The organism is Arthrobacter sp. (genome assembly GCF_030540645.1).
Lineage (GTDB): Bacteria > Actinomycetota > Actinomycetes > Actinomycetales > Micrococcaceae > Specibacter.
The window spans coordinates 1-2,008 of sequence record NZ_JAUNVV010000159.1 but is presented as its reverse complement, the minus strand read 5'-3'; the positions used below and the strand labels follow the sequence as shown (position 1 = coordinate 2,008).

2 protein-coding genes are annotated in these 2,008 nt (G+C 65.6%); both read left to right on the top strand.

Annotated elements, in window-relative coordinates:
- A partial coding sequence (locus Q4P21_RS16220; protein WP_303389753.1) for an EfeM/EfeO family lipoprotein occupies positions 1-511 on the top strand: 511 nt, incomplete at its 5' end.
- Positions 508-1,794, top strand: a complete 1,287-nt coding sequence (efeB, locus tag Q4P21_RS16215) for an iron uptake transporter deferrochelatase/peroxidase subunit (protein WP_303389752.1) — start codon at positions 508-510, stop codon at positions 1,792-1,794. The genes Q4P21_RS16220 and efeB, both read left to right, overlap by 4 nt.
- The last annotated feature ends 214 nt before the right edge of the window (positions 1,795-2,008 follow it).

The window sequence follows — 2,008 nt, the reverse complement described above, 5'->3', positions numbered from 1 at the left end:
GTGGACGGGCTGGCACCGCATCGAGAAGGACCTGTGGCCACCGGCAGCCGGCTACGACCCGCTGGCCCTGGTGGATCGGGTGCCGTTCGCCGACGACCTGCTTGCCAACACCCAGCTGCTGCATGAGCGGGTGCAGGACCTGAGCTACACGGTCAGCGACATCGGCAACGGCGCCAAAGGCCTCCTTGACGAGGTCGCGGCTGGCAAGATCACGGGCGAGGAGGACATCTGGTCCCACACCGATCTCTACGACTTCCAGGCCAATGTCGACGGCGCACGCGTGGCCTACGAAGGGGTCAAGCCCTTGTTGGACGTCAAGGACGCAGACCTCTCCACTGAGATCCGGGGGCGCTTTGACGCGCTGCAGGGCCTACTGGACAAGCACCGCACAGCCGACGGCGGATTTGTGTTCTACGACACCGTTGGGGAACCCGAGCGCAAGGCTCTGTCCGACGCGGTGAATGCATTGGGAGAGCCGCTGTCGAAGATGACGGGGGCGATCGTCCTGTGAGCCCATTGCGTGCGGGAGGAGACCGCCCGACCGGGGACAAGGTATCCCGGCGTGGACTGTTCGGTGTCGCCGGGGCCGGAGCGATCGCCGGTGTGTCCGGGCTGGCGGGGTGGGGCGTTGCCCACGCGGGTGAGGATGAAGCAGCCGGCGCCCCCTTGGTCTATCCATTCCATGGCGAGAACCAGGCCGGAATCATCACACCCGCCCAGGATCGGCTCCACTTTGCAGCATTTGATGTGACCACCGACTCACGCGACGCGCTCATCACCCTCCTCACGTCCTGGACAGAGGCAGCCATCGCCATGACATCGGGGCAGCCCGTGGGCGGTGGAATACCACAGCCCTACGACGCACCCCCCGGCGACACGGGCGAGGCGCAAGGGCTGGATCCATCGGGTCTCACAATCACTTTCGGGTTCGGTCCCACACTGTTCGAGAAGGATGGTGAGGACCGTTTCGGGCTGCGCGAGCGCCAACCGAAGGAGTTGCGTCGACTTCCCCACTTCCCCGCCGACAACCTCAACGAGGCCCGCAGCGACGGCGACCTGTGTATCCAGGCGTGCGCCAACGACCCCCAGGTTGCAGTTCATGCCATTCGTAACCTCGCACGTATCGGTTTCGGCACGGCGGCCATGCGATGGGCTCAGCTCGGTTTTGGCAGGACTTCCTCCACCAGCACCACCCAGGCCACACCACGCAACCTGTTCGGCTTCAAGGACGGCACCTCGAACATCCACGCAGAGGAACCCGAGGATCTCTCGGACTTCGTATGGGTCCAGGAGGGCGACGACCCCGCGGCCAACTGGCTGGCAGGAGGTTCCTACCTGGTTGCTCGTCGGATCAGCATGCGCATCGAGACCTGGGACCGCACCAGCCTGCGTGAGCAGGAAACCCTCATCGGCCGGGACCGCGTCGAAGGTGCACCGCTCTCCGGCGGCACCGAATTCTCTGAGCCCGACTTTGACATGGAGGGCCGCGGCGGTCCCATCATGCCCGTGGACTCCCATGTCCGGCTGGCCCACCCCACCCACAACAACGGCACCAAGATGCTGCGCAGGGGCTACAACTTCACCGACGGCGCCGACGCTCTGGGGCGCCTGGACGCCGGTCTGTTCTTCATCGCCTTCGTGAGAGAACCCCTCACCCGCTACGTCCCCATGCAGAACACGATGTCGCGCGATGACGCCCTCATGGAATATCTCGAGCACACCGGCTCTGGACTGTGGGCGGTCCCGGCCGGAGTCCGGCAGGGCGACCACGTGGGGCAGGGACTGTTTTCCTGAGCCGTTGGCCAATCCCTCGGCGCTCCCCGCACCGCTGGTCGAGTAGCGCTCGGCGAGGAACGAGCCCTGCGCGTGTCGAGACCCCAGACGCCCCGAGGACATCTGGCGAAGATTCCTGAACACCAGACACAAAAACGCTCCCCGCACCGCTGGTCGAGCAGCGCTCGGCGAGGAACGAGCCTGCGCGTGTCGAGACCTCGTGCGTCTGACAAGG